At 74.5% G+C, this 20448-nt stretch carries 14 protein-coding genes; 5 read left to right on the top strand and 9 right to left on the bottom strand.

Translation table 11 applies throughout. From position 1 onward, the window contains the following. The first annotated feature begins 257 nt into the window (after nucleotides 1–257). Nucleotides 258–1280, top strand: coding sequence for a zinc-dependent alcohol dehydrogenase (locus tag MQV74_RS32870; RefSeq protein ID WP_242726148.1), 1023 nt, complete (start codon nucleotides 258–260; stop codon nucleotides 1278–1280). Nucleotides 1281–1293: 13 nt separating this feature from the next. Beyond that, nucleotides 1294–2247 carry a Gfo/Idh/MocA family protein gene (locus MQV74_RS41230; protein WP_242726150.1) on the top strand — a complete coding sequence of 318 codons (954 nt, stop codon included), beginning with the start codon at nucleotides 1294–1296 and terminating at the stop codon, nucleotides 2245–2247. A gap of 23 nt (nucleotides 2248–2270) precedes the next feature. Here MQV74_RS41230 and MQV74_RS32880 read toward each other — a convergent pair whose 3' ends face one another. The 8 genes from MQV74_RS32880 to MQV74_RS32915 form a co-directional block, all read right to left on the bottom strand. Then, the gene (locus tag MQV74_RS32880; protein ID WP_242726152.1) at nucleotides 2271–3128 is read right to left on the bottom strand and encodes a phytanoyl-CoA dioxygenase family protein; all 858 of its coding nucleotides are present in this window, start codon (nucleotides 3126–3128) and stop codon (nucleotides 2271–2273) included. A gap of 151 nt (nucleotides 3129–3279) precedes the next feature. Then, nucleotides 3280–4428, bottom strand: a complete 1149-nt coding sequence (locus MQV74_RS32885) for a hypothetical protein (RefSeq protein ID WP_242726154.1) — start codon at nucleotides 4426–4428, stop codon at nucleotides 3280–3282. A 10-nt stretch (nucleotides 4429–4438) separates the two neighbouring features. Then, nucleotides 4439–5653, bottom strand: a complete 1215-nt coding sequence (locus tag MQV74_RS32890; RefSeq protein WP_242726156.1) for a hypothetical protein — start codon at nucleotides 5651–5653, stop codon at nucleotides 4439–4441. Then, on the bottom strand, nucleotides 5650–7776 hold the full coding sequence (locus MQV74_RS32895; protein ID WP_242726158.1) for a DegT/DnrJ/EryC1/StrS family aminotransferase: 2127 nt from the start codon (nucleotides 7774–7776) through the stop codon (nucleotides 5650–5652). The genes MQV74_RS32890 and MQV74_RS32895 overlap by 4 nt, the downstream gene beginning before the upstream one ends. A 200-nt stretch (nucleotides 7777–7976) precedes the next feature. Beyond that, entirely contained in the window at nucleotides 7977–9149 is a 1173-nt protein-coding gene (locus MQV74_RS32900; protein ID WP_242726160.1) for a radical SAM protein, read from the bottom strand. A gap of 274 nt (nucleotides 9150–9423) precedes the next feature. Next, entirely contained in the window at nucleotides 9424–11025 is a 1602-nt protein-coding gene (locus MQV74_RS32905) for an ABC transporter substrate-binding protein (protein ID WP_242726162.1), read from the bottom strand. Between the two features lie 6 nt (nucleotides 11026–11031). Continuing rightward, nucleotides 11032–13218, bottom strand: a complete 2187-nt coding sequence (locus tag MQV74_RS32910) for an ATP-binding protein (protein ID WP_242726170.1) — start codon at nucleotides 13216–13218, stop codon at nucleotides 11032–11034. A 179-nt stretch (nucleotides 13219–13397) separates the two neighbouring features. Further along, nucleotides 13398–16625, bottom strand: coding sequence for an NACHT domain-containing protein (locus MQV74_RS32915; protein ID WP_242726172.1), 3228 nt, complete (start codon nucleotides 16623–16625; stop codon nucleotides 13398–13400). Between the two features lie 92 nt (nucleotides 16626–16717). Between MQV74_RS32915 and MQV74_RS32920 the strand changes: the two genes are divergently transcribed. Next, a complete protein-coding gene (locus MQV74_RS32920) occupies nucleotides 16718–17587 on the top strand; it encodes a metallophosphoesterase family protein (RefSeq protein WP_242726174.1) in 870 nt (289 codons plus the stop codon). 19 nt (nucleotides 17588–17606) lie between these two features. Here the strand turns inward: MQV74_RS32920 and MQV74_RS32925 are convergent, their stop codons facing one another. After that, nucleotides 17607–18215, bottom strand: a complete 609-nt coding sequence (locus MQV74_RS32925) for a response regulator transcription factor (RefSeq protein WP_242726176.1) — start codon at nucleotides 18213–18215, stop codon at nucleotides 17607–17609. A gap of 260 nt (nucleotides 18216–18475) precedes the next feature. On the opposite strand from MQV74_RS32925, the gene MQV74_RS32930 reads away from it, so the two are divergent. Both MQV74_RS32930 and dgoD read left to right on the top strand, forming a co-directional pair. After that, nucleotides 18476–19234, top strand: coding sequence for an SDR family NAD(P)-dependent oxidoreductase (locus MQV74_RS32930; RefSeq protein WP_242726178.1), 759 nt, complete (start codon nucleotides 18476–18478; stop codon nucleotides 19232–19234). A 27-nt stretch (nucleotides 19235–19261) separates the two neighbouring features. Continuing rightward, the gene (gene dgoD / locus MQV74_RS32935) at nucleotides 19262–20410 is read left to right on the top strand and encodes a galactonate dehydratase (RefSeq protein WP_242726180.1); all 1149 of its coding nucleotides are present in this window, start codon (nucleotides 19262–19264) and stop codon (nucleotides 20408–20410) included. The last annotated feature ends 38 nt before the right edge of the window (nucleotides 20411–20448 follow it).

The raw sequence follows: 20448 nt of genomic DNA on the forward strand, positions 1-20448 counted from the left end.
CGAAGCCGACCCGATGCCTCGCCCGCAGCGCGCCCCGACGCCTTGCGCGAAGCGTGCCTCGACGTCTCGGCCGAAGCCCGACCCGAAGCCCCGGCCGAAGCCGACCGGCACCCGGGCCGAAGCGCCCCACCCCAGAGGCCACCTTGTAGGACTCGCGTTCCCGCGATGGAATTCGTGTACGAGCCAGGGGTCGGACTCCCGCCACCGCGCGGCGGGCCGCCCCGGGCCCGAACGCGGCCGAGCTGAGGAGGAACCCCTTGCGGCGGTACGAACTTGTCGGACGGCGTGACATCAGGCTGGTCACCGACGCGCCGGTGCCGGAGCCAGGACCGGGCCAGGTGCTCGTCCGCGTCCGCGCGTGCAGCGTCTGCAACCGCAGCGACCTCGCGTACTACCACTACTACGGCCTCAGGGAGCACTGCGCGACGGGCTGTTACGGCCATGAGATCGCCGGGGTCGTGGAGGCCGTCGGGCCCGGTGTCTCCCGCGTCGCGTCGGGGCAGCGCGTCTTCGTGCGCACCCCGCTGACGTCGGGCTACGCCGAGTTCGCCCTCGCGAGGGAGATAGCCGTCGGCGTGCTGCCCGACTCCGTGCCCTTCGAGCAGGGCTCGATGCTCCAGCTGCTGCCGCTCGCCGTGCACGCCACGCGCGGGGTGCGGTTGGGCGACCGGGTCGTCATCATCGGGCAGGGGCCGGTCGGCCAGATGGCGCTGCGGATGGCGGCGCGGCGCGGCGCCGCGCACGTCACGGCCGTCGACCTCGATGCCTGGCGCCTGGAGCGTTCGAGCCGGGCGGGCGCCGACGCGGTGCGCCACGTCGACGGCAGCGCGCCCGGACTGGCCGCCCTCAAGGAGGAGTTCGCCGCGGAAGGGGAGGAGTACGACGTCGCGATCGACGCCGTCGGCACGCCCACCACCCTCAACGCCTGCGTGGGCCTGGTGAGGCAGAACGGCCTCGTCGTGATGCTCGGCACCCACCACGTCGACACGCACGTCACCGTCGACCTCGTGACGTGGGAGCGCAAGGGCCTGCGCGTGCACAGCTCCGCCGAGCCCGTGGACACCGCGCGCGCCGAGGCGCTGGCCGTCGCCGAACGGCTCGTCCACCGCGACGCCGGGCGGCTGCGCCTGCCCGACCTGCACACCCACACCTACGCCCTCGACGAACTTCCCAAGGCCATGGAGCAGTTGTCCGCCAGCAGGTCGCTGCACCCCGACGCCGAAAGCGCCCCGTACGACGGGCCGCCGCCCGAGACCCTGAAGGTCGTCATCGTCCCGTGACGGCGGCCGGACGGTGAGGTGGGCGGTCGCCGGATACGGCGACGTCGTGGAGCGCCGGGTGCTGCCCGCCCTGCGGGCCCTCGGCGAGGAACCGGTGTACCTGTGGGGACGCGACCCGGACCGGGCGGCGCACGTCGCCGCCCGGCACGGCGTGCGCGGCTCCGGCAGCGACGAGCGCGCGCTGCTCGGCGACGAGGTCGAGGCGGTGTACGTCGCCACGCCCGTGGTGCGCCATGTCCCGCTGGCGCGCGCGGCGCTGGCGGCGGGGCGCCCGGTGCTCGTGGAGAAGCCGCTCGCCGGGGGCCTGGACCAGGACTTGGGCGAGGCCGCGGCCCTGGAGGGCGGGTTGACCGCCGCCGTCGCGTACTACCGCAGGCTCGCCCCGGCCGTGCGTCAGCTGCGCGCGGAGCTGGCGGGCCGGCCGCCCGCGCACGTGGACGTGCGGTTCCGCTGCGCCTTCGCCCCGGGCCCCGGCCATCCGATGCGCTGGCGCACCGACCCGGCCGTGGCGGGCGGCGGGGTCCTCGCGGACGCGGGCAGCCACCGGCTCGACCTGCTCGTCATGCTGTTCGGCCGCCCGGACGACGTCCGCGGCCTGCTCACGGACCGCTTCCCTGCGGGCGCGGAGCGGCGGGCCGAGGTGGAGCTGGCCTGGGCGTCCGGGGTGCGGGCGCGCGTCGTCGCGGAGTGGGGCGACGCGCCGCCCGTGGACCGGTTCGAGGTCGTGGGCGACGGCCGCACCCTGACGCTCGACCCGCTCGACTCGGGCCACCTCCGCGTGCGCACGGCCCACGGCTCACGGGAGTTGACGCTGCCGCCGGCGTCCAACCCCCACCAACCCCTGATCGCCGACTTCGTGGCGGCGGTCGCGGCCGGACGGCCGCCTGCGTGCCCGGTGTCGGACGCCCGGATCGTCGACGAGATCATCGCCGCGGCGGGGCGTCCGGGTCCCACCGGATCCAGCTGAACGTTCCTGCAAGGCAGGGCGCCTCAGGCCCCGTCGTCCGCCGACCAGGGCCGCAGCCAGCGTGGGTCGGGGGTGTCGCCCGCGCGGACGAACCGGGTGTCGATGGAGAGCCGCATCGCGTCCGTCGTCGTGTCCAGGGAGGCGTGGATGACGCTCGGCACGTGCACCATCAGGTCCCCGGCGGCGAAGTCCGCGTGCAGCCAGCGGCGGTCCAGGGCGCGCGCGGTGAACTCCAGGTCGTGGCAGATCTGCCGCCGGTCCTCCGGCCGGTCCGTGGTGTCGCGCAGCGGCTCGTACTCCTCGGGGGACAGCGTGTGCGAGCCCTCCAGGTACACCAGGGCGCCCGACTTCGGCGGGCAGTCGCCGACCGGGATCCACATCGTGACGACCCGGGGCGAGCCCTCGTCCATGTAGTCCAGGTCGACGTGGGCGCGCGAGGCGCGGGCGGTGCCCCGGTGGAAGTGGCGCAGGATGCGGCGCGGCAGCATCCGGGCGTCGCCGTCCAGGAGGTCGGCGGCCAGCTTGGCGAGCTGGGGGTTGTCGAGGAAGCGGTCGAAGGTCTCGGAGCGCACGAAGGCGTGCGCCGGGTGCCCGGCCACGCCGTGCTCGGGCAGACCCTTCGGCACCCGGCCGGAGAACACGCCCTCGCGCGGGGTGGTGCCCGGCGCGAAGTAGCCGCGCGGAAGCAGCGAGAAGTACGCGGAGCGCAGCCGGAGCACCTCCTCCGGGTCGAGGAACCCGGGCAGATACAGATAGCCGTCGGCACGCAGCCGCTCCCGCAGCACGGCGGGGTCCGGCAGGGGCTCCGTGCCGGTGGGGCGCAGCGGGCCGAAGAGCTCGGGCGAAAAGGGTATCGGTACGCCGTTCGACGAGAGGTTCACGAGGGAGTCCTTACGTCAGGGTCGACAGAGCAGTCCTTACGACAGGGGACGAGAGAGCAAAAGAGAGGGACGGCGGCGCCCGGCCGCAGAGCTCAAGGCGCAGCCGTACAAGCGGAGTTGATGATCAGTCAGGGATAGTCGTGGGTCCGCGTCAGTAGACGCCCTCGACCGCCTCCTCGGTGCCCGCGAGGCCGTCGCGGTGGGGCCGGACCGCGGCCACGCCGTCCCAGGGGAACCACGGATGCGGCCCGGTTCTGATCGCGCTGTCCCGTTCCAGGAGGTTGGGCAGGAAGAGGTCTTCGAGGAGGGTGGTGACGCGCACCCGGCCGCGCTCGCCCTCGGCCACCTCGCGCCACGGATCCTCCGGGTCGACGACCTGGAGCACCGCGAAGGGCGGTGGCAGATGGTACGAGTGGCCGGTGCCCTCGGGCAGCCGGGGCGCGCCCGGCACCGCGTCGGCCTGGAGCGCGTGGCCCGCCAGCGTGTTGCCGTACGTGTCGATCCACTGCACGCCGTCCAGGTGCTCCTGGCGCAGGAACGCGGCCTCGGCGGCGCTGCACGTGGTGCCGCCGGTGCACACCGCGCGGATCCCGTACGTGTGCAGGGGGCGCGGCAGGCGCATCGCGAGTTCGAGCAGCAGCCGCGAGGTGGTGAACAGGAGCGCGGGGCGCTCGGCGGTCAGCAGGGTGAGGGTCTGCTCCACCAGGTGGGAGGTGTACGCGTCGGCCTCGCCGCCCGCGCGCAGCGACGCCTTCACCCAGCGCGGGTCGAAGTCGATGGCGAACACCGCGCCGTGCCAGCTGTCCGCGAGCCCCTCCACGAAGTGCCCGTACGCGTGCGGGCCGCTCGGCGTCATCGCGAGCACGTCACCGCCCGCGACGCCGCGCGCCTCAAGGACCGTCCGGTAGACCTCGACGTCGTACGCGAGGCGCGTGACGTTGACGATCCGGCAGGGCGCACCGGTCGTGCCGCCCGTCTCGAACACCCGGAACGGACGGTCGCGGTAGCCGCGCGGGCGCAGGTCGAGGGCGCTCGCCGCGCGCAGTTCGCCCTTGTCGAACAGGCCGAACAGTTCCAGGGCGGCGAAGGAGTCGACGTCCTTGAGCGGGTCGAAGCCGAGCCGGGGCAGCCGGGCCACCCAGAAGGGGGAGCCCGTCTCGGGCGAGAAGTGCCAGCGCATCATGCGCCGCGTCCACGCGTCGAGATCCACGGCGAGCTCGGGCACGCGCCCACGCAGCGTGTCGTACAGGGTGGCGAAGGTGACCTGCGGGGTGTGCCCGTCGCGGGCCGTGGTCGTCATGGGCCTCCTCCTAGGAGTGCGGGGTCGGTGGCCGGTGGACGAAGAGGGAGTCGTCGGCGATCGCACGCCCTGCCTCGGCGGTGGCGCCGAGCACGGCGGCGAACGGGAAGGGCGCCTCGTGCCCGACGAGCGGGTGCGCGGCGTCGGACGCGGCGAAGCGGCCGTCGAGCAGGACGAGATGAGGGCGCACGAGGACGTCGCCGCCCGCGCTCTCGACGACCGGCGGCTCGCGGGTGAGCAGCCGGTCACCGGCGCGCAGGCGGGTGCGGACGCCGGCGGTGGCGCGCTCGGCCTCGCCGGGGTCGCGGAAGGCGGTCAGCGGCCAGTCGGGGTCGGCCGGGTCGGGGGCGGGCCCGGGGTGCAGCCCGTCGAGGGCCGCGGCCAGGGCCTTCGCCACCGGCTCGGGGTCGGCGTCGAGGCAGACCACCGTGCGGACGTTGCGGCAGAACCGGCCGGAGTCGGCGGCGACCAGCGGCAGCAGCCAGGCCACCGCGTCGTCCACCGGCAGGCCGGGCGGCACCAGGGCGCAGCCGCGCCCCGGCCCGTGCAGGGTGAGGGTGGGCGCGTCCCGCATCGAGGCGGCGAGCCCGGCGCCGCCGTACACGACGTGCCGGTCGGTGAGCTTCACCAGGCCGTGCAGGTCGCGCTGCCCGGTGGGGTACAGGCCGATGCGCTCCGCGGGCCAGTCCGCCGCGAGCAGCGCCGCGACCAAGCGGGCCGCCGACAGCGGTTCGCGGCGGCTCGGCCGTACCCACACCGCGGCCGACCGCTCGGCCTGGTCGAGCACGGAGTCCAGGCAGGTGAAGGTGTTGCCGGGCAGCGCGACCAGGGCGAGCGCGTCGTCGCCGTCCGGGGCGGGGCGGTGGGCCGCGCCGTCGGCCAGCATCGCGCACCAGCGCTCGACCAGCGGGCCCGGGAGCCCCGCGCTCTCCCACAGCGCGCCGCGGAAGGCCGCCGCGCTCTGCGGGCCGAGGCCGCCCACGGTCACCGTGCCGTGCGCGAACAGCTCCAGGGCGGCGCGGATCCGGGCACGGCGGTCGGTCAGCGGTGGCAGCGCCGTCCGGGCCGACCGCCACCAGCGGCGGTCGGCGTGCGCCACGATCTCCGGTACGAGCGCGAGGCGCCGCGCGGGGGAGCCCGGCAGGGCCGCGGTGTCCAGGGACTCCTGCCACGCGCCCCGGCGGAAGGCCGAGACGACGGGCGGGCGCTGTGGCGCGGCGGTCATGACAGCTCCTCGCGCAGAGCGGCGACCACCCGCGTCTGCTCGGCCCGGGTGAGCGTCGGGTACAGCGGCAGGGCGATGTGGTGGCGGGCGAACCAGCGCGCCTGCTCGTACGGGCCCTCGGCGTCCGCGCGCGGCGCCGCGTCCGCGAAGTACGGCTGGTCGCACAGCAGATGGTCGTAGACCTCGCCCGCAAGGGCCACGCCGTGCCGCTCGCGCAGCCGCTTCTTCAGGAGCGGCCGGTCGACGGGGCCCTCCGGGTAGGCGAGGTACTTGTAGTAGTTGCTGCGCGCCTCGGACGGCACCGCGTGTGCCCGCAAGGCCGGGACGTCGGCGAGCAGCTCGTCGTAGGCGAGGGCGAGGTCGCGGCGGGCCGCGAGGGTCCTCTCGAAGCGCTCCAGGTCGACCGTGCCGACAGCGGCGTGCAGCTCGCTCATGCGCCAGTTGCCGCCGGGCCGGTCGTGCAGCGTGGAGCCCTGTGCGCTCTTGCCGTGGTCGCGCCAGCGCCGCACCTGCTCGGCGTCGGCGGCGGCCGCGCCGCCGGGGGCGTCGGGCCGCGCGCAGGTGACCAGGCCGCCCTCGCCGCTGACCGCGACCTTCGTGGGGAAGAAGGAGAACGCCCCGAACCGGCCGAAGGAGCCCGCGAACCGGCCGTTCAGGGTGGCCCCGAGCGCGTGCGCGGCGTCCTCCACGACCGGTACGCCCCGCTCCGCGCAGAGCGCGAGCACCTCGGTGAGGGACGGGGGCACGATGCCGCCGATGTGGACGGGCAGGACCGCCGCCGTGTCCGGGTGGCGCTCAAGGGCGGCCCGCAGCGCGCCCGGGTCCAGGCCGAGCCCGTCCAGCTCGATGTCCACGAACCGCACGGCGGCGCCCGCCCGCACGGCGGCAGCCGCCGTCGCGAAGAACGTGTTCACCGGTACCAGCACCGTGCGGTTCGCCACGCCGATGACCCGCAGGGCGATCTCCAGGGCCGCGGCGCCGGACGCCACGGCCACGCCCTCGGCGCCCGTCCAGGTCCGCGAGAGCTCCTCGAAGCGGGCCAGTTCGGGGCCCTGGGTGAGGTGGCCCGTGGCGAGCGCCGCGTCCACGCGGTCCAGGACCGCGCGCCGGTCCGCGACGTCGAAGTGGATGCGCTGCGCGGGTACGTCGGCGGGCGCGGCGGCGGGCCCCGACAGGGTCCGCGTGAAGAAGGCGGCGGCGTGGCCCACGTGGGTGCCGTGCCCCATCGCCAGCTCGTGGACCTCCAGGTCGCCCCCGGCCGACGCGTAGGCGCGGCGGACGGCGTCGGCCGCGGTGCGCGCGTCGGCCGGTTCCAGGAAGGAGTCGGCGGTGCCGTACTGGAGCTGGAGCGGGGCCGGGGCGAGCGCGCCGTACAGGTCGGCCAGGTCCGCGTACTCCAGGATGCCCGGCAGGACGGCACCTTCGTAGCCGGTGAGCAGCCGGGCGAACAGGGCCGGGTAGCTGCCCAGATGGCTGGCCGCGCACACCGGCAGGGGCCGCGGCGCGAGCAGCGCGGAGTGCAGCGCGACCGCCGCGCCCAGGCTGTGCCCGAACACGCCGACGCGGCCGGGGTCGGCCCACGGGTGCGCGGCGAGCACGTCCAGGGCGCCGAGCGCGTCGCCGACGAGCGCGCCGAGCAGCGAGCGGCCCGTCAGGGCGAAGGCGTGCGCGAGGAGGGCGCCCTCGTCCCGCCCCGCGCGGCGTTCCTCGTCGAGGCCACCGCCGATGCCGTGCTCGAAGGACAGCGTGACGAACCCGGCGCGGGCGAGGTGCTCGGCGACGTTCCGGTCGGGAAAGTCCGGAGGCGTCTCGCCGGTGAGCTGTTCCATCCGAGCGTTCTTGCCGCCGAGGACCAGGACCGCGGGGAGGGGCGGGCCCGCGTCCGCGGGGGCGGTGACGGTGCCGTGGAAGGTGCCGCGCAGGGGGGAGGCGAAGGCCAGCCGCTCGCGGCGCAGGCCGTCCGCGGTGGTCGTGGCGGTGCCGGTCGTGGTCAGGGGGGTGCGCTCGACGCGGGCCAGACGCTGCACGACGGCGCGGAGTTCGCGGGACCAGGGGGTGTGGGGCGGGGCGAAGCGCAGGGCCGGCCCGGCGGTGAGCAGATGGTGCAGGTGGGTGGTCTGCATGCGGGTTTCGTTCGCTCCTGTGGGTGCGGGTGGTGGGCCTTCGCGGAGCGCCCCAGGCCCGCCCCTTCTCCGAAACCAGGGGCTGCGCCCCCGGGCCCCGCCGGGTCGTGCCGCGCGCTCGTCCTCGAACGCCGGACGGGCCGGGACGCGTGGGGCCGGGCCCGACCCGCCCTGAGGCCAGGGCGGGTGGGGAGGACGGCTCAGACGAAGTCGGCGTGCAAGGTCTCGGGGACCTCGATCGCGTAGGCGTCCAGCGCCTCGTCCAGCTTGATCTGGCCCCGCTTGAGCAGTTCGAGCAGCTCGTTCTGCGGCCGGTAGAAGCAGGACTTGCAGAGGTCGGTGCGGCGGGGGTTGGAGGCCTCCCACTCGGCGCGCGGGCCGCCCTCGAGGACCTGGGGGTACCCGAGGTCGACGACGTCGCCGATGCGGTAGCGGCTGTTGAGGTGCACCTGCGGGCACGGGTACAGATGGCCGTCGGCCCCGACGGCGGTCACGAAGCGGCTGTAGTGGCAGCGCTCGAAGTCGCCCTCGACGTCCTCGACCTGGTCCATCGGACCGCGGTCGAGCTTGGGCACCGACACCTCGAAGGAGTCCGTGGACAGCGCGGCGGCCGCGACGAGGGAGTCCGAGATCTCCGCCATGACGGTCTCGATGGTCTCGTGCCCCATCGCGCTGTAGAACTCGGGCTCGAAGCGGACGTAGTGCGCCCCGGACTCGTGGGCGATGCGGGCCGCCGACAGGATCTCGCGGTAGTTCTGCATCGTGATCACGTAGTTGAACCCGATGCGGAAGTCCGGTGCGACGGCGTTCGCGCGCAGGTGGCCGATGTTCTCGATGAACTTCGAGAACGTCTGCTCACGGTCGCGCGTGATGTCGTTGAACGTGGCTTCCGTGCCCGCGTTCATGCCCACCCGCACCCAGGTGTGGGTGTTGATGACGGTGTCGGCGACCTTCGGCCGGCCGAGCCGGGAGCCATTGGTGATCAGGCCGATGTGCAGGCCCACGTCGTGCCCGGCGTTGCAGATGTCCGCGTAGCCCGGGTGGATGGTGCACTCGCCGCTGCCGCAGAAGGTCACGGCGCGGCCGTCGTTCTCGGCGAACTCCTTGAGGAGGTTGATCGCCTTGTCGGTGGTGATGGAGTCCTTGAACGAGAACAGGTCGTAGAACTGCTCCTCGTTCGGTGAATGGAAGTTGCAGAAATTGCAACGCATATTGCAGGCGCCCATGATGCCGATCCGCATGTGGACCGGTTTGATCTCCTCGTCCGCGACGAATCGGCGGAGCAGATCGCCGTGGGCCAGGACTTTCTGCGGGGAGTGTGCTTGATCGAGACTGACGTCGGGGAGGCCCTCGCCGTTCCGGGGCGCGGCCATTGCGATATCGCGGGCACCTTCAGTGCTGTTCACGAACTCCTCCACACGCTTTTGGCGGTGTTTAGCGTTGTCCGAGCGACCTTGGTGACGGTAGGAGAGCGCTTCCAGAAGTGTCAATGGGTCTAGACAACCAGGAAGTTGAGTAAACATCTACTGCGCCGTCGGTTCCGGCCAAATGTGCTGAGCACGTGTTCGTGTCATGTGCCATAGGAAGAAGGGCTGGTGGGACAAGGTCACTTAGGCGTGCCTCAGCGCGATGGATGAGCCGTGAACTTCACGGGCAGGGGTACGCGAACGTGCCCTCGAAAGTCCGGTACGTCTTCCCCGGCCCGCCGCGCCCTTGTGCCGGGTACTCGATCACCGGTACGGGCTTGCAGATCGGCCACTGATGCGTCTCGGGCGACTGCTCGAAGGCGTACGTACCCGCCGCGCCCTGAAGGCAGTTGGTGCACAGCAGGCGCCCGTCCCGCTCGACGATGCCCGCGTTGATGAGGGTGTTGTATACGTCGTCCTTCGTGGGCGTGCGCGCCGGAGCGGGCGTCCCGTCGCCGCTCCCGGCCTTCTCGTTTGCTTCGGAGTACGACCTGTCGTACGCGTTGGACAGCAGCGTGAACGCGTCGTGGTACATGATCGCGTAGCCGTCGTCGAGGGGCTTCTCGCCGATGCCGTACCGCTCGTCGAGGTCGTGGAAGATCCGCAGGAAGCCGCCGAGGCCCGCCGGGGCTCCCTTGGCGGGCAGCCCGCGCGGCGTCCACCAGGCGGGTGTGACCGAGGCCGCCGCGACGATCCTGGTCTTCGTTTCCCGCAGCATCGCGGTGAGGTCGTCCGTGGTCAGTGTCGGCTCCAGGCCGATGCCGACTTTCAGGATGCGCACGGGGCTGCGGCGGTCGCAGGACGACTCCTGTGACAGGCGTTTCACGAGGGCGGGCAGGTCCTGGTCGCGGCCCGCGAAGAACACCGTGTCGGATTCGGTGAGGCAGATCTTCTGGGCGGCGGACTGGAATCGCTGCGGGATGCCGGCGGCGGGCCCGGTCGAGCCGAGGAAGGAGGCCGAGCGCTGGCGCAGCCCGTAGGCCTTGCCGAATTTCTTCTGGAGCAGCCGGTGGAGATTGCGCGAGTACACGTCGTCCGGACGGCTGTCGTATACAAGGAACCCTTTCCTGTCGCCCCGGTTCCGCTTCAGATAGTGATCGAGCGCGTCCACGAACATGCTGTTGTTCGGTGAGGTCTTGAAGAAGTACGGGGCGTTCATGTCGGCGGAGGTGATGACCGGGCCCACGGTCGCGATGCGCCGCGCGCTCAGCTCCTTCATCGCGTCCCGGGTCTCGGGCGTGCTGCTCGGCAGGCCCGTCACCCCGACGAGCGGGGAGCGCCGGTCGTCCACCAGGCCGGTCAGGTCGTCGACGACGGGCCGCCACTGGTCCAGGTCCTTGCCGTCGGGGGCCAGCAGGAGCTGGTAGTGCGGCCCGCCGCCGCTGTTGGCCTTGAGCTGGGCGGCGTGCGCGCCCGCCAGGGCACGGCGGATCATCGCCGCCGTCATGGCGCTCGCCTCGTCCGACGTGAACGGCATCATCAGCGCGATCCGCCCGTACGGCATGGGGGCCTGCCCCTGCTCCGGGTCCTCCCAGGCGCGCTCGACCCTGGCGTTCTCGTCGGCGACGGCCCGGATGAGGCCGTCGAGGCCCTCGTCCCCCTCGAAGGCGCCCTGGGTGACGCCCACGCACTCCCCGCCGTGCTCGCTCAGGCCGCCCGGGCAGTCCTCGGGACGCAGCAGCAGGTAGACGACCACGCCGACGGCGATCAGGACCAGCGGCACCACGATCGCGACGGCCTTGTCGAGGGGGCCGAACCCGTTGCGGCGGCGGCTCAGACGCATGCTTCCTCACAGTTCGGGCAGCGGCAGGGGGCGCTTGTCGCGGGCGGCGGCGGGCCAGGTCCTCGCGGCCTGCCCGAGGACGGCGCGCCAGGTGCGGTGGCGCAGCGAGAGGAACGCGAGCTCGGCGCCGATGTCGTCGCACAGGTCGGCTTCCGGCTCCGCCGTGGCGTCGGACAGGTACCACAGGCCGTGCAGCAGCCTGTTGATGCAGCGGTCGATCTCGTCTATGTCGCGGTAGCGGTCGTCGTGCGCGCCCGCGGCCATCGCGGCCCGCTCGTCGTCCCAGTCGGCCGCGGGCGGTGCCGGGGCCGTGGCCGCGTACCGCAGACAGGTCAGCCAGCGCAGCGCGCTGAGCCGGTCCTGCTCGGCCTGGAACTCCTCGGAGAGCGCGGCCACCACGGTCTTCGCGTCCCCGGCGGCGAGCGTGTGCCGCAGCGCGTCGGCCTCGCTGTCCTCGCCGCGCGTGGTGTGGTGCCGGCGCAGGAAGCCGTGCATCTCCTGCCAGCCGCGGCGCGACCCGGTGCCCCGCGAGGTGCGCCGGGCCTCGTGCACGAGCAGCGTGTGCAGCAGCGGATCGGCGGCGAGCGGCCGGTCCTGCGGGGTGTCCCGCTGCCAGTGCTCGGCCTCCAGATAGTCGGCGGCGGCGTTCGCGGGCAGCTGCTCGGGGCCCTCCAGGCGCAGATGCGCGGCGAGGGCCTGCGCGGCCGTGCTGTCGCGGGCCAGCGAGAGCGGGACGAGCCGGGCGCGCTGGTGCGGCGACGGAAGCAGCCGCTCCAGGATCGCTTCGGAGACCGGGCGGCCGTCCCCGGTGGTCAGGTCGAGCAGATCGCGCGGGGCGAGCGGGGCCGCGGCGGGCCCGGCCCGGGACGCGTGCTCCAGGACGGCGTCGCACAGGACCCGTCCGGCCAGCGGGTGCCCGCCGGTGAGGGTGTGCAGGGCGGACGCCAGATACGGGTGCAGCGGGGCGGACGCGGCGTCCAGCATCAGCAGGACGTCGTCGCGGCTGAGCGGGGTGAGCTCCACCACGACCAGGCCCGCGGACGGCGCGTGCCCCGCGCGCCGCCAGCCCGTGGTCGTCACCAGGTCGGGCAGGTCGCGGTGGAGGGCCTCGGTGGCGTCCGGGGGCGCGTCGCCGAGGCGGGTGGCGACGACCACCAGCGGGTCGTGGTGGGCGGCGCCGGGCCGGGCCCGGTACTCCAGGACGAGGTCGAGCAGGCGCGCCCCGGCCGGGGAGTGCGTGTTGTCGAGCAGGGCGAGCGGGCGCGGGTCGCGGTTCAGGCGCTGCCACCGGGTGCGGGCGGCGGCGACGTCCTCCAGGAAGGCGTGCACGAGGGTCTGCTCGGCGGCGTGCCGGTAGTCGCCGCCCCGGTGGAACCAATCGGCGAGGCGGAGGAGCCCTTCGAGCCCGCGGGGGCCGCCCTGGCCGTCGGGGGCGGCGGCGGAGGTCTCGGGCGTCTCGGCGTACCGGTCCTGGTACCACTGGCGCAGCGGGGCGCTGCTGCGGGCGCGGGCGTACCGCTCGAAGTACTCGGCGAGTACGGCGTGCACGACGGCGTGGGAACCGCCTCGCGCCCCGGCTTCGGCCCCCGCCCCGGCCCGGGCTTCGGTCCCCGCCCCGGCCCCGGCTTCGGTCCCCGCCCCGGTCGCACCCCCCGCCCCGGCCCCAGCAGCTCCCGCCCCGGCCTCGGCCCCCGCTCCAGCCGCGGCCCCCGCCCCCGCGAGCCGCGCCCGCACCCGTGTCTCCCACGTCTGTGCGACCCCCGGCTCCGGTCCCGACTCCAGGCGGCAGGCGAGCAGCAGCCGGGCGATGCGCGCGGTGGCCCGGTCCCGCTCCGCGCCGTCGGCGTACCCGCCGTACACGGCGACGAGGCCCGGCAGCAGCAGCGGGAAGCGTCGGCTCAGGTCGGGGGCCAGGGAGCACACCAGCTCCTCCAGGAGCTCGACGACGAGGCCCTGAGCCGCGGTGTCGACGCGGGCGAGCGGCAGCCGCCCCGTGTAGTGCCGCTCCAGGGTCGCGAGGACGGCGGTGCGCCCCATGCCGTGCCGTCCGGTGAGCAGCACCAGCGGCAGGTCCTTGTCGTGCTCCCAGGGCACGCGGGCGCGTTCGGCGTAGGCGAGGCCGGTGAGCCGGGGGAGGAGGTGGTGCAGAAGCGGGTCGCGTGCGTACAGCCGAGGTGTTTCGGATGTGTGCATCTCGCCGGAAACCGCTCCTGTCCGTCGCTGTCTGCCGCTGCTGTCCGTCCGCTCGCGCCGGGGCCGGGGGCGTCCTCCTTGCCGGTGTCAACCACCACGTGTCAACTGCCGCGAAGGCAAAAGAAGTTACACCTCCCACACCTCCCTGGCCAGGACATTGCGGGCAGGGGGTCGGGTGCTCAGGACCGCGGCCGGACCGTGAGCTCCACCCCCGCGGGCACCTCCCCGGTCACCTCGCCCGGGTAGTCCAGGCGCACCCGGCGCAGCGCGCGCAGACCCGCGAGGTGCACCAGGTCCACGGTGTCGAAGAGCGTCAGGTGCAGCTCCTCAAGGCCGGGCAGACGGCGGGCGATCCGCCGCAGGGACACGGACGCGCCGGGGCGCGCCCGCACCTCCAGGCGCGTCAGCTGCGGGATGCGCGCGCCGGGCGGGAACAGCATGATGCTCAGCTGCTCGTGGGACAGGCGCAGCGAGCGCAGGGCGGGCAGCCGGGCGAGCAGCGCGTCCCAGTCGTCGGGCCGCAGCCGGTCGCTCGCGTTGTGCAGACGCAGCTCGCGCAGTTCCGTCAGGTCCGTGACGGCGGCCAGCTCCACCGCGTCCGGGGGCAGCGCGAGGAGCCGCAGCGCGCCGGGCCGCGGCAGGTCGCGCAGACCTCGCCACGGCACGGCCGCGCCGAGCAGCAGCTCCTCCAGGCTCGGGCAGGACGAGAGCCGGGCGAGCGGCTCCAGTTGGGGCAGGTCGGCGAGGGTGAGCCGGCGAAGGAGCGGAAGGCGGGTCAGCGGTGCGGTGTCGCTGACGGCGCGGCAGCCGTGCAGGGCGAGCGTCTCCAGGGCGGGGAACGCGGCGAGGAAGTCGAGGCCGGTGAGGCGCAGGTTGCCGCGCAGGCGCAGCTCGCGCAGCGTGCCGGGGGCGAGTGCGCCCAGGATGTCCTGCTCGCTGAAGTCGCCCTGCAGGGCCACGCGTTCGTATCCGGACAGGGCGCTGAGCGCCTTCAGCTCGGCGGGCGAGCGGACCGTGACGGCCTCGGCGGCGCCGGCGGCGAGCAGGGGCCGCACGATCTCCTCGGCGTAGGCGTCGGTGTCGAAGCGGTCCCAGTGGGCGAGGAGCTGGGCGCGCACCGCGGGCTGCGGCGTGGCCAGGAAGTCGCGGAGGCGGGCGAGCGCCGCGTCGCCGCCGATGCGGCAGATGGCGTGCACCGTCGTCACCTCGGCGTCGCCGGTCAGGGCGTCGGCGGCGGGCAGCAGGCCGAGCAGCAGCGTGCCGGTCTCGGCGAGGGCCCGCGCCTCGCGCATGCCGCGCGGCGGAAGGAGCTGCGCGGCCCGCTCCTCGACGGTGGCGCGGACGGCCGGGTCGAGCCGGGTGGCCTGGTCGAGCGAGGCGAGGGCGAGCAGACGGAGCCGGGTGCGCACCCCGTCGTCGTCCTCGCGGTCGGCCCGGCCCGTCAGCCGCGTCAGGAGCTCGGCGCGCTCGTCGGGCCGGGCCTGCGCGACGGCCATCTGCACGACGTCCTCCCAGGGGTCCAGGTGCGCGTGCGCGACGAGCGCCCCGATGTCGTGCTCCTCCAGGGCGGCCTTCGCGCCGAGGAAGTCCTGGAAGGTGCGGTGGATGAAATCCACGGCGTCCGACGCCGGTTCGCGAAGCAGCCCGGAGCGGTCCAGGAGCAGCCGCAGCACGTCCTCGGCGCTCCCGGCCCGGGCCAGCTGCGGCACCGATGGGCGCAGCTTGTCCAGGAGGTCGACGGCGGTCTGCCGCTTCAGCCGGGTGCGCTCGTTGCGGATCAGCCAGTACGCGAACCGCTTCAGTGGCTCCGTCGCGGACTTCTCGTCCAGCTTCGGCGGGAGCCTGCCGTACAGGTCGCGCTCGCGGTCCCGGCGCTCCAGGAGCATCGAGAGCGCCGCCTCGTACAGCGCCACCCGGCCCTGCGGCAGGAAGCCCCTGCGCTCGCGGTGCAGGGCGCAGATCAGCGCGCACAGCAGCGGGTTGGTGGCGAGGTGGCTCAGCTCCGGGCTGGCGCGCACCGACCGCAGCAGGGTCGTGGCGAGCTCCTCGTCCGCGCCCGCGGCCTCGTGCCAGCGCCGCACGAACCGCCGGACGTCCCCGGGCCGCATCGGCGTGAGCGTGAACTCGCGGAACCCCTCGCGGCCCAGCCAGTCCCGGGGCAGCGCCGAAGGCCGGGTGGTGACGAGCCACAGATTGCCGGGGAAGGCGGCGTGCAGGGTGGCGAGCCAGGCCCGCGCGCGGGGGCGCTCCGCCTCCGGGATCTCGTCCACGCCGTCGATCAGGAGCACGCCACGGCCGGCCTGGAGGACCCGCACCGCCCACCCCGCGGGCTCGGTGCCCGTCAGGGGGCAGCCGATCCAGCGCAGGAAGCCGTCGGGCACGGGCAGTTCGGCGTCCTCGCGGGCGAGGGTGCGCAGCGGCAGCACGAACGGCACCCGGCCGAGGAGCTGCGGCAGATGGCCGGGCACCCCCTCCTGCCGGGCGGTGGTGAGGGCGAGCCACTGCACCAGGGTGGTCTTGCCGGTGCCCGCGACGCCGCGCAGCAGGACGCGGTCGTGCCCGGCGAGCGCGGCCTCGACCGGGCCTGTGGCGCGCTCGGAGTCGGGGTCGGCGCCGCCGGGGTCCCCGTCGGCGTAGCCGTTGCCGGACCCGGGCACCGGCTCGGCCGGGTCGCGCGCGGGCACCGCCTCCAGGCTCAGATAGGCGGTCTCCAGGGGCCAGGCCTGGCTCTGCGCGTCGTGCAGGTCCACGCCGTGGAGGGTCAGGGTGCTGTGCTGGGCGGCGACGTAGCGGGCGTAGCGCCCTTCGAAGGCGGTGTCCTCGACGGCGGTGGCGGGCAGCCGCTGGAGGAGCAGCCGCAGCTGCTCCTTCTGCTCGCTCAGGGCGCGGCGCAGCTCGACCTGGGTGCGGGCCTCGAAGCCGGGGCGCTTGCTGAACTGGTGGATCAGGTGCAGACAGGCGGTGACGAGCAGCCGGTCGTGCAGGTGCGCGGCGTCGGAGCTCAGCAGCGCCCGGGTCTCCGGGGCGCTGGCCCGCACCAGGGCCTCGGCGAGCTTCTGCGGGCCGAGGCCGAAGGCCTGGACGTCGTCCATGTCGAGGTCGCCGAGGGCGCGCAGGGTGTGGCCGAGCGCGTAGCCCACGGCGTTCTGCTCGTCGGGGGCGATGGGCGGGTCGTGCGGGCCCGCCGCGCGGACGGCGCGGCGCACCAGCTCCCGCGCGAGCTGGTAGAGGTCGGCCTCGCTGAGGGTGCGGCGGTCGCCGGTGAAGGACAGGAGCCGGCCGAGCCGCACCGGCCGCTCGCCGAACTCCGCGCCGGGGCCGCCCTTCGGCGGCAGCAGGAGGCGCTTCACGAGCGGCACCACGACCGAAGCCGCGATCCGTAGGCCCGCTGTCGTGCCCGCGTCCAACCCAGCCCCCTCTGCGGTCGCGCTTCCGGGTCCCCGGCCCACTATCCCGGCCGGGCTAGGGGAGATCCAGCCCCTTCGGTTAGCCTCACTTGGTGACGACATCTGCAGCACCACGGAGGGCACCGAGGCTGTTCGCCATCAGTGACCTGCACGTGGCGTATCCCGAAAACAGGAAGTTCGTCGACGAGCTCTGGCCGGAACACGAGGGCGACTGGCTGATAGTCGCCGGTGATGTCGCGGAGATGGCGGCCGACATCGAGTGGTCGCTGCGCACCCTCGCCGAGCGCTTCGACACCGTGATCTGGTCGCCCGGCAACCACGAGCTGTGGACGCCCAGGGACGACCCCAACCAGCTGCGCGGCGAGCCCCGCTACCGCCACCTGGTCGAGCTCTGCCGCGAGTTGGGCGTGCTGACCCCGGAGGACCCCTTCCCGGTCTGGCGCGGCGAGGGCGGCCCGGTGACCATCGCACCGCTCTTCCTCCTCTACGACTACACGTTCCGGCCCGAGGGGACGTACGCGAAGCGCGACGCGCTGGAGTACGCGTACGAGACCGGGGTCGTCTGCACGGACGAGGTGCTGCTGCACCCGGACCCGTACCCGAGCCGCGAGGACTGGTGCCGGGCCCGGGTCGCGATCACCAAGGAGCGGCTCGACGCGGTCGACCCCGGCCTGCCGACGGTCCTGATCAACCACTGGCCGGTCGTGCGCGAGCCCACCCGGATCCTGCGCTACCCCGAGTTCGCCCTGTGGTGCGGCACGGAGGCCACCGCCGACTGGCCGGTGCGCTACCGCGCGGCGGCGGTGGTCTACGGACATCTGCACGTGCCCCGCACCACCTGGCACGACGGGATCCGGCACGAGGAGGTGTCGGTGGGCTACCCGCGCGAGTGGAAGCGCGACTGGCACCCGTCGCCGAAGCTGCGGCAGATCCTGCCGGCGCCCGCCCGCCCCGCGCGGTGACGGGCCGGCCGGGGGCGGCTCAGGAGCCGACGCGGATCAGCTCCTTCTCATAGGCGAAGATCACCGCGTGCACCCGGTTGCGGAGCCCCAGCTTCTCCATGATCCGCTGGATGTGGAACTTCACGGTGCTCTCGCTGAGCGTCAGCTCCCGGGAGATCTCCGCGTTGCTGAAGCCCCGCGCGACCAGCCTGAAGACCTCGGTCTCCCGGTCGGTGAGGCGGCGCAGCGGGCCCGCGCCGCCGGGCGCCCGCGCGGGTCCGCCCGCGGGGCGCCCCGCCGCCGTGGCGCGCACGGCGGCGGCCAGCTCGCCGGAGCCGCTCGCGCTGGACAGCAGGCCGCGCACGCCGGCCCGAAGGACCTGCCCGGCCGCCGCGTCCACGTTGTCGAGCAGCACCAGGACGTTCGCGGGCCGCGGCGGGGCCGGGCGGGACAGCGCGCACACGCAGGCGAGCGCCTCCGCCGCGCCGGTGTGCGAGTTGACCACGACGACGTCCGGCCGCAGCTCGCGGAAGCGGACCGCGGCGCCCGGCCCGTCCTCGGCGACGGCGACCACGTCGAGATCGGGACAGCCGTCGAGGATGGTGCGGAGCCCCGTCAGTGAGATGGGATGCGAATCGACCAGGAGCACCCTGGTACACGCCGAGCCTGACATCAATTCCCCCGGTTGCTTGGAGCGTTCGGCCCGTCCCGCCCCCCCGGCGACTGTTCCCCGGCGGCGCGGAACAGTACTCCAGGATAGGACCGGCCGCGCGGTTCACACCGTCGCCCCGCACCCGCGCGCGGCGCCGTGCGGCCGTTCGCGCACCCGCGCGGGGTACCGTGCGTGCGAACGCAGTGGCCCGCCGCCGGAGGGGACGGCCGCCCTCCGCAGAAGGGGACGACCTCGCCATGCACGCAAGCGCTCGCTTCACCGACCGGGTGGCCGTCGTCACCGGCGCCGCCTCCGGCATCGGCGCCGCCACCGCCGTGCGCCTCGCCGGGGAGGGCGCCGCCGTGGTCGTCGCCGACGTGGCCGCCGAGCGCGGCACGGCCGTCGCCGAGGGCATCCGGGCCGGCGGCGGACGGGCGGCCTTCGTCCGCGCCGACGTCGCCGACGCCGCCGACTGGGAGCGCGTCCTCGCCGCCGCCCACGGCTTCGGCCCGGTCGGCGTCCTCGTCAGCAACGCCTACGCCTCCGAGATCGCCCCCGCGCACGCGATGACCCGGGCGTCCTTCGAGCACCAGCTCGCCGTGAACGTCACCGGTGCCTTCCTCGGCGTCAAGGCGGCCCTGGCCGATCTGCGCGCGCACCGCGGCGCGGTCGTCGTCACCTCATCCGTGCACGCCACCCACGGCATCCCCGGCCACCCCGGGTACGCGGCGAGCAAGGGCGCCCTGGTGTCCCTGTGCGGGCAGCTCGCCGTCGAGTACGGGCCCGAGGTGCGCGTCAACGCGGTGCTGCCGGGACCGATCCTGACGCCCGCCTGGGACCGGATGACCGAGGAGGACCGGCAGCGGAGCGTCGTGGGCACCGCGGCCCGCCGGTTCGGCTCGCCCGCGGAGGTGGCGGCGGCCATCGCGTTCCTCGCCGCGGACGAGGCCTCGTACGTCACCGGCACGAGCCTGGTCGTGGACGGCGGCTGGAGCGTGGTGAAGGACTCGGCCTGACCCCGAGAGGCTTCGAAGGAGCGGCAGTTGAAGATCGCCCGGGTGGAAACCTTCCTCGTCCCGCCGCGCTGGCTGTTCTGCCGCGTGGAGACCGACGACGGCGTCGTCGGCTGGGGCGAGCCCGTCGTGGAGGGCCGCGCCGAGGTCGTGCGCGCCGCCGTCGACGTCCTCGCCGAGTATCTGCTGGGCAAGGACCCCGCGCGCATCCAGGACCACTGGCAGGTGCTCAGCAAGGGCGGCTTCTACCGCGGCGGCCCGGTGCTCTCCAGCGCCGTCGCGGGCCTGGACCAGGCGCTGTGGGACATCGCGGGCAAGGCGTACGGCGCGCCCGTGCACGCGCTGCTCGGCGGGCCCGTGCGGGAGCGGGCGCGCGTGTACGCCTGGGTGGGCGGCGACGAGCCGAGCGCGCTCGCCGAACAGGTCGCCGCGCAGGTCGACGCGGGCTTCACGGCGGTCAAGATGAACGCGGCGGGGGTGACGTCGCCCCTCACCACCCCCGCCGAGACGGCGGCGGTCGTCGAGCGGGTCGCCGTCGCCCGCGAGGTGCTCGGCGCGCACCGCGACGTCGCCGTCGACTTCCACGGCCGCCTCACCCCCGCGAGCGCCCGCCGCCTCCTGCCCGAACTGGCCGCGCTGCACCCGCTGTTCGCCGAGGAGCCGCTCCTTCCCGACCAGGCGCATCTCCTGCCGGGCCTGGTCGCCGCGAGCCCCGTGCCCCTCGCCACCGGTGAACGGCTCTACGGCCGCGCCGACTTCCTGCCCGCGCTCACCGCGGGCATTGCCGTCGCCCAGCCCGACCTCAGCCACGCGGGCGGCATCACGGAGGTGCTGCGCATCGCCGCGCTCGCCGAGACCTACGGCGCGCTGCTCGCCCCGCACTGCCCGCTCGGCCCGATCGCCCTGGCCGCGAGCCTCCAGGTCGCCTGGGTCACGCCCCACTTCCTCATCCAGGAGCAGAGCCGGGGCATCCACTACAACAAGAAGGACGCCGACCTGCTGTCGTACGTCGTGGACACCGAGCCGTTCCGCTTCACCGACGGCCATGCGCACCGCACGGACCTGCCGGGCCTCGGTGTGGAGATCGACGAGGCCGCGGTGCGGGCCGCGGACCGGCGCGGGCACGCCTGGCGCAACCCGGTGTGGCGCCAGCCGGACGGCTCGTTCGCGGAGTGGTGACCACCGGCCACCTCGACTCGTGGGGACGTGCGCACTGT

It is taken from the genome of Streptomyces sp. AN091965 (assembly GCF_022698285.1).
GTDB lineage: Bacteria > Actinomycetota > Actinomycetes > Streptomycetales > Streptomycetaceae > Streptomyces.